General features: G+C 56.9%; 1 protein-coding gene. It reads right to left on the bottom strand.

Features of this window, described 5'->3' with window-relative positions; genetic code table 11:
* Window positions 1-334: immunoglobulin-like domain-containing protein (locus tag KVH01_RS29550; RefSeq protein ID WP_217883812.1), on the bottom strand; the 334-nt coding region annotated here is incomplete at both ends.

Below are 334 nucleotides of genomic sequence, written 5' to 3'. Positions count from 1 at the left end.
CGTGACAGTCGTTGTGTTGTCGGTACCCGGTGTATCCGTAACGGTGGTGTTTACTGCCGTAGTGCCAGGGACCAGGTTCTCAAAGTGCTCGCCGCCGGTGACGCCTTTGATAGCGGTGGTGACGGTTTGGTCGCCTTTGTAGACGTCATCAGGAGCAATAACCGAAACGCTACCGCTCGATTGATTCACGCCGATAGTGATGGTCTGGCCATTATCGAGAGTGACAGTGAGCGGATTGGTGATGTTAGTCACCGGCGCGCCGTTCTTATCCACAAGGCTGGCGGTGTAGACGATGTTGCCGCCTTCGCCAACGGTGGTAGTGGCCGTCAGGACG

This window comes from Pseudomonas khavaziana (assembly GCF_019145205.1).
Classification (GTDB): domain Bacteria; phylum Pseudomonadota; class Gammaproteobacteria; order Pseudomonadales; family Pseudomonadaceae; genus Aquipseudomonas; species Aquipseudomonas khavaziana.
The sequence above is the reverse complement of the archived record's forward strand: the minus strand, read 5'-3'. Positions and strand labels throughout refer to the sequence as shown.